The organism is Ruegeria sp. AA6 (genome assembly GCF_056542865.1).
This window is the reverse complement of sequence record NZ_JBQGAN010000020.1, coordinates 63,921-70,640: the sequence shown is the minus strand read 5'-3', so window position 1 is coordinate 70,640 and position 6,720 is coordinate 63,921. Positions and strand designations below refer to the sequence as shown.

The 6,720-nt window shown below is 52.1% G+C and carries 5 protein-coding genes and 1 pseudogene; 5 read left to right on the top strand and 1 reads right to left on the bottom strand.

Translation table 11 applies throughout. The features are described from left to right. Nucleotides 1-180: hypothetical protein (locus tag ACR0LN_RS18825; RefSeq protein ID WP_480431843.1), on the top strand; the 180-nt coding region annotated here is incomplete at its 5' end. Between the two features lie 390 nt (nt 181-570). Beyond that, nucleotides 571-1,341: a lysophospholipid acyltransferase family protein gene (locus ACR0LN_RS18820; RefSeq protein WP_480431842.1), complete on the top strand. Its 771-nt coding sequence runs from the start codon at nt 571-573 to the stop codon at nt 1,339-1,341. Nucleotides 1,342-1,669: 328 nt separating this feature from the next. Here the strand turns inward: ACR0LN_RS18820 and ACR0LN_RS18815 are convergent, their stop codons facing one another. Beyond that, nucleotides 1,670-2,089, bottom strand: coding sequence for a hypothetical protein (locus tag ACR0LN_RS18815; RefSeq protein ID WP_170582966.1), 420 nt, complete (start codon nt 2,087-2,089; stop codon nt 1,670-1,672). 431 nt (nt 2,090-2,520) lie between these two features. Between ACR0LN_RS18815 and ACR0LN_RS18810 the strand changes: the two genes are divergently transcribed. From ACR0LN_RS18810 to ACR0LN_RS18800, 3 genes and pseudogenes are all read left to right on the top strand, one after another. Beyond that, nucleotides 2,521-3,255 carry a TetR/AcrR family transcriptional regulator gene (locus ACR0LN_RS18810; RefSeq protein WP_480431840.1) on the top strand — a complete coding sequence of 245 codons (735 nt, stop codon included), beginning with the start codon at nt 2,521-2,523 and terminating at the stop codon, nt 3,253-3,255. A 122-nt stretch (nt 3,256-3,377) separates the two neighbouring features. Then, nucleotides 3,378-4,483, top strand: a pseudogene (locus tag ACR0LN_RS18805) (alkene reductase). A gap of 340 nt (nt 4,484-4,823) precedes the next feature. Then, the gene (locus ACR0LN_RS18800) at nt 4,824-6,713 is read left to right on the top strand and encodes an SLC13 family permease (RefSeq protein ID WP_480431839.1); all 1,890 of its coding nucleotides are present in this window, start codon (nt 4,824-4,826) and stop codon (nt 6,711-6,713) included. The last annotated feature ends 7 nt before the right edge of the window (nt 6,714-6,720 follow it).

Genomic DNA, 6,720 nt, shown 5'->3' with positions numbered 1-6,720 from the left:
GGCTGGAATACGGGGACTACAGGTATGATCAGTGCAATTGATATCTCCTTCCAACCAGCTGCCAAAGTAGTGCGTCAGATGAAATGTTTGGCTTCCGGTATGGTGCTGGTTTCGGGTCTAGGAAGCGTGTGGCATTTCAATTCTCGGGTGGTGATGTCGCCCATGCTCATGCGCATCTGATACCGCTTCTCGACAAGTACGATGTCACCTCGCGACGCTACATCGAGCAAGAAGTAATCACCTTCAAACCAATCCCGAATCCGGGGAACAACGAGCTCCGAACCTTTGCCAAACTAATTGCGGATGCTCTCGACCGATGATGTAACTTTGGGCTCTTACCGATATTCTATGCCAAGGCCGGTCAGTTGTTACTCAAGTCAGACTGAAGCACCAAGATACATTCCGCTACGTCGTCTTTTCTCATTGATCTGGTACTGACTTCGACAGATAGAGAGGTGTGCGGTGGCTGTCTTCCTTCGCAAGTGGCGCATGTCAAAGCGCTGCCGGAGGACCTCCGGTGGCCTTTATTCATGGCTTACGCACCAGCCACAGGCCCTATCAGAGGACGTCATGCCCTTTTCACCTAACGGTCAAGACCGCGCTACTCGCGCCATTGACCCATTGCCAATACGCCTTATCAAGCGCGCTATACTGGTTCTTATCGGCCTGTTTTATTTCCTCTTCGTGGCCTTTGCCCCTCTTCTTTGCGTTCGGCGCAGAGGGTTTCGGGGTTGGTATTGGCGCCTGGTGAAACGGTCATGTTCCCGCCTGCTGTGGCTCCTCAGCATCCGCGTCGAGATGCGTCCTGAGGAAAAGAATGTCCTCGCCGCCGACACCAACAGCATCATCGTGGTTAACCACCGTAGCCATCTCGATGGCTTCAGTCTCATGCATGTGGTGCCCGACACCAAATGGTTCACTTTCGCGGCGAAATCAGAGTTCTGGAACAGCAAACTCCTGCGTACTGGTTTTGATGGAGCGGGTCTCGTCCCTATCAACCGGGATTCCGGTTCAACGGCCATGGATACGCTGACAAAGGTTGTCAGGGAAATGCCTGCCCGTTGTTCCATTGTGCTATTCCCAGAAGGCACCCGGGCCAAAACAGAATCGCTAGGGGACTTTAAGGCGGGTGCTGTATTAGTCGCCCGAGAAACCGGCCGCACGATCACCCCTATTGTCATCCACGACAGCGATAGTCTACTTCCACGCGGCAAACATTTACCGCGCAGCGGGACGATCCGTGTGGAGGCTTTACCAACATTTACGTGCGATCCTACCGCTAGTGTGGATGAGGATCTGGCGCGATTGCGCAGGCAGATGATGGCTGTATTTGAGCGGTGAAGTCTGTTTGACAGAAATATGCAGAAACCGAGTTTGTTGAGTTTCCGCTACGCGTAGCGGCAGATAACAGATTTGCAGAGCAGTTGTACTTGTCGGTGGGATTTTCTCCAACGGGTATCGATATTCAAAGACCTAGTTAGTACCCGTATTTCAGTACGCTCTTGGCCATTCGTATTTTGGATGGGCTGCTTGGTATTGTCTCTGAATTCTCAGAAGAGAATGGACATTTAAGTGCCCTGATCTCGCTATTCTTGCCGGAGGCAGAAAAAGCAGGGGAGACATGAATTTGCCAGATGCTGTACGACGTATGACTGACCAAAAGCTAACACTAAGCTGCCATCAGACCACCAGCATCGCCTGCGATACCGACTATGCAATCATCTCCGGTCTGAATGCGATTTGCCGGGCTTTCCCCTCCGAGTTCCAGTTTGGGTGAGGTTAACCAGAACGCGCATTGCCACGGGGTCATTTCACGTGGCAGGGCTTTCAACACTTTTTCCATCAAAGGAAGCGGGGTTCCATCCTGAGCAAACTGGAAAGATGGATAGGCGTTGGCTCCTTTGTAAGGCAAAGAAAGTACCTTCCCGGTTCGTGTCCAGATGTCGGCTATCCGCGTGATCTGCCAGGAGCCCTTCTGCCATCGTGCGTGCACGCCTACATCGTCCAGCAACGGATACTCACGCGCAAAATCATCCATCCGGATGTCATTGACCGCGCAACAATGCCCCTCGAATTTGTGCAAATACATCTACTTACTCACTGAACTCACTAACAACTCATGAAACGATACTGCCAAAAAACCATTCTAACCAAAGTTAAGAAGTTCACATTGGGCAAATTAAACTTCAGCTAACCTCGCTTTTTTACCTAGCGCTCTGAAATTATTGTTGGTTTGCTTACGATGACCCGCCGTTCTGATGCTCGTAAAACCAGTTCTGAATTCCTGGCTTTGTTACTCATTGGAGTGGTAATCCTCACAAGATGAGGGCATTGGCCATGAATCTACCGAACCAATCTCTGGTTTGTGAGTGATCAACATCAGCGCGTTGGACAAAGCCGCCAGTCACTCTGTCCAGTGTTGGAAACTAGTACCGAGCGCGGGCTCTCTTTTCTACGATCACGATCCTCCTCGTTTGACACTCTCGCAAAAAGACAAACAGTCCTGATCCTAAGATTAGCGTGACACCAAGCGGGATGGGGAGGTTTTGTATTTCTACCGACCTAAATTCCTTTCTCTGGACACAATACGGACTGACCATTCCAAAAATTCCCTACCGCCACCTTGAATTTCTGGACCAATCATTCCAAATCATCCGCATGAGCAAAGAAACTCTCCCAAATGGCGACATCAAGCCATCCGTAGGTCCAGGTAGACCTCGTGCCTTTGACGAAGCTGAGGCATTGGAAAAAGCCTTGTGCGTATTTTGGCACAAGGGCTACGAGACCGCGTCCCTGGACGATCTGACCAAGGCCATGGGTTTGAGTCGGTCTAGCTTCTATGGTGCGTTCGGCAACAAGCAGGCTTTGTTTCACAAAGCCCTTAGCCACTATTCAAGGCGTGGTTTGAAAGAGCTGCGTGACGTTGCTGATGCAGGCGGAGATGACCCTGTTGGTGCGATAATGGAAGCTTTGGCGAACCCGCAAGGCGGCCGTGATGGCTGCATGCTTATCAACTGCCTGACGGAACTTGCTCCTCATGATGATGAAGTGGCGGCTCTCGGGCGGCAGCATTTGGAGAATATTGACGAGATTATTGCGAGAGCGCTTGAGCCTTCTGATCCGGGACAGGCCCTCAACAAGGCACGCGCCTTTGCGTCCCTTGCAATCGGAACACTAGCCTTGCGCAAGGCGGGCGTTCCCGCTGAGCAGATATCGCAAACCCTGAAACAAGCCCGGTTGGTGATTTCGCCATAAGGCCTCCCGCCACCATAAAGAAATGAAACCTGACACAAATGCAAACAACGGGCATTGACCCTAATATTGGACTAAATGGTCCAATAATATCTGAACGAAGTTTACTAAAGAAGGAAGCAGCAATGGCTGATGAAAAACTGTTCTCCGGCATCAAAGCTGGCGCAATAGAACTGAAAACCGCGTTGTCATGGCGCCACTGACCCGCAACCGGGCAAGAGCCAAGGATGACAGCGTCCATGAATTGCAGGCCAAGTACTATGCGCAGCGGGCGGGTGCTGGTCTGATCATAACGGAAGCTTCGCAAATCTCGCCCCAAGGCAAAGGTTATGCTTGGACGCCCGGCATTTATTCCCAAGCACAGATCGACGGCTGGAAAAAAGTGACTGAAGCCGTCCATGCTGAGGGTGGCAAGATTGTGATCCAGCTTTGGCATGTTGGCCGGATTTCGCATTACAGCTTGCAGCAGGATGGCGGCGCCCCTGTTGCGCCATCCGCAATTGGCGCTAAGGCTATGACCTTTGATGGTGAGCAGTTTGTCGAAACTTCGGAACCGCGGGCTCTGGCCATCGAAGAAATTGCGGACATTGTTTCCGACTACCGGAGGGCCGCGGAAAACGCCAAAGAGGCTGGTTTCGACGGTGTCGAGGTCCACGCAGCCAATGGATATCTGATCGATCAGTTCCTGCGGGACGAGTCCAACAGGCGTGAAGACGATTACGGCGGTCCTGTCGAGAACAGAGCGCGATTCCTGAAGGAAGTCATGGACGTGGTTGTCGACGTGTGGGGCGCCGACCGCGTTGGTGTTCGCCTCAGCCCGTTCTCGGACGCCAACAACATCTCCGACAGCGACCCGCAGGCGACGTTCTCCCATGCGATCAAATTGTTGAATAGCTATGGGTTGGCCTATCTCCATCTCGTGGAAGGACAGACCGGCGGCCCGCGCGATATTCCTGAAGGTGGCGATTTAAAGGCGCTCTATGAATTGTTTGACGGTGCGAAAATGGGCAACAACGCTTATGATCGCGAAATGGCGATTGAATCGGTTGAGACCGGTGCCGTCGATCTGGTGGCTTTTGGCCGACCGTTCATTTCCAACCCGGATCTTGTCAGTCGGCTGGAGAAAGACGCCTCGCTGAATGAGCTGGATGCAACTACCCTCTACGGTGGTAACGAAAAAGGATACACCGACTACCCAGCGCTAGAAGAGGAAGCTGTTGCCGCAGAGTGATGCATCACTCTTAACTCCTTAGTGACAGGCAATAAAAAATAGAGTGAGCGCGCCGGTTTGGACGCGCTCATTTCGCAGGTACGGCAATATCAATTCTGGAAGCGGGGATCTATCACAAGTCTGCGAATGGACTGCTTCCCTCCGATTGCGGTGATTAAGAGAGGCTTTTGAGTTTATCATCAGCATTTCTTTGTGTTGGCGAAATCCAGGTTTCAGCAGATACCACATCCGAGAAAACAAGCCGCGTGAGAAGGCCTGATGGATTTTGGCCTTATCTGCGGCGCAGAGTTGGTCCTTCGTATTTGCTGCTGGTTAGGTAACGTTAGGTTGGGAGTACAATATGGAATTACCAGCACTGACTTACGAAATGATAGCCGTATTGAGTCTATTGTCTTTTACGGTCTTACTTTTTGTTACCGAGATTATACGGATCGATGTCGCAGCAATTCTTGTAATGGTGCTGCTTGGCGCACTGAGCTATCTCCCGGGGCTAGCTAATCTTGCCGATGTCTCCAGGCTCTTTGAAGGTTTTTCCTCGAACGCTGTGATGTCAATCATCGCAGTTATGGTAATTGGCGCTGGGCTTGATAAGACCGGACTTATGTCAAAGGTTGCGGCCTTGATCCTCAAGAATGGTGGCACGACAGAGGCCCGGATCATCCCAATCATATCAACAACGGTTGGTGTCATTAGCTCTTTCATGCAGAACGTTGGAGCTGCTGCGCTCTTTCTACCCGTTGTTAGCCGTATCTCAGCACGTACGGAAATCCCGATGAGTAGGTTGCTGATGCCCATGGGGTTTTGCGCGATTCTGGGTGGTACGATTACATTGGTCGGGTCGTCGCCCCTCATCCTGTTGAATGACCTGATTGTTTCAGCAAACTCATCCCTTCCGGCTGACCAACAAATGGAGACATTTGGGTTGTTTTCAGTCACGCCTATCGGTGTGATGCTGGTGCTGACAGGGGTGCTTTACTTTGTGCTCTTTGGTCGTTGGGTCCTCCCAGCGCAGCGGGAGCGTGGAGAAGACGCAAGCTCAGCTCGATCCATGCAGACCTATGTCGAAAACACCTATGGTCTTAGAGCTGATATGTTCGAGATTCGCGTTCCAGAAGGCTCGATCTTGATTGGACAAACGCTCGCGGATGTCATGGTCGCCCACAACATGTACATTCTTGGTACATCCTATCGCGGCCACAAGGTTATCGCGCCGATGGCGGATACCAAGATCGAAGCCCCTGCGCGGCTCGCAGTGCTTGGCCTGCATCGGGTGGTTGAGCATCAGTTTGCTGAGCCTTACGGATTAGAGATCCTACCCCAACTAGATGTCTTTGCGGATGATTTCGCCGCGACCCAATCGGGGGTGGCCGAGGTTGTTATTCCTCCCGGTTCTTCAGTGATCGGCCAGACTCCGATTGATTTGCGTCTCCGTCAGACACATGGTTTGTCTCTTTTGGCCATTCAGCGCGGAGAAGAAACACTGAGCCACGTTGAAACCGAGGATCATTCAGCCACGCATATCGGGCAAGTCCCTTTGCAGGCCGGTGATACGTGTGTGGTTCACGTGCAGTGGGACCGTCTGACACGACTTAAGTCGGACAGGGATTTTGTCGTCGTAACTTCGGATTTTCCCCAGGAAGAGTTACGACCACACAAGGTCGGATGGGCGCTCGCCTTCTTCCTAATAGCGTTGAGCTTAATTCTATTCTCTGATCTGCGCTTGTCATTGTGCCTGTTGACCGGCGCTATTGGGATGGTGTTGAGCCGTGTGCTCTCGATTGACGAAGCCTACGAGTCGATAAGTTGGAGTACTGTTTTTCTACTCGCTTCACTGATCCCGCTAGGTCAGGCGGTTCAGAACACCGGCACTGCGGATTGGATTGCAGCGCATGTGTTGGCCCTTCTGAAGGGGTGGCCGATCTGGTCTTTGCAAGCAGGGATCGCCGTTTTGGCAACGGCGTTCACGCTGGTCATGTCCAATGTAGGCGCAACTGTCCTGCTGGTGCCACTAGCAGTTTCTATTGCCGTATCCGCGGGTGGCAATCCGGCTGTGTTTGCTCTCACGGTGGCAATATCAACGTCCAACTCATTTTTGATCCCAACACACCAAGTGAACGCGTTGATCATGGGCCCGGCAGGCTACCGGGTGGTCGATTTCGTTCGCTCAGGTGGAATCATGACTCTACTTTTCTTGGTTGTCTCAATGACCGGACTTGCGCTCTTCTTCTGATGCGCTT

Bases quoted from the DNA above. Each gene is read 5' to 3' on its own strand.
- ACR0LN_RS18820 (WP_480431842.1), top strand. From the start codon at position 571: ATGCCCTTTTCACCTAACGGTCAAGACCGCGCTACTCGCGCCATTGAC.
- ACR0LN_RS18800 (WP_480431839.1), top strand. From the start codon at position 4,824: ATGGAATTACCAGCACTGACTTACGAAATGATAGCCGTATTGAGTCTA.
- ACR0LN_RS18815 (WP_170582966.1), bottom strand. From the start codon at position 2,089: ATGTATTTGCACAAATTCGAGGGGCATTGTTGCGCGGTCAATGACATC.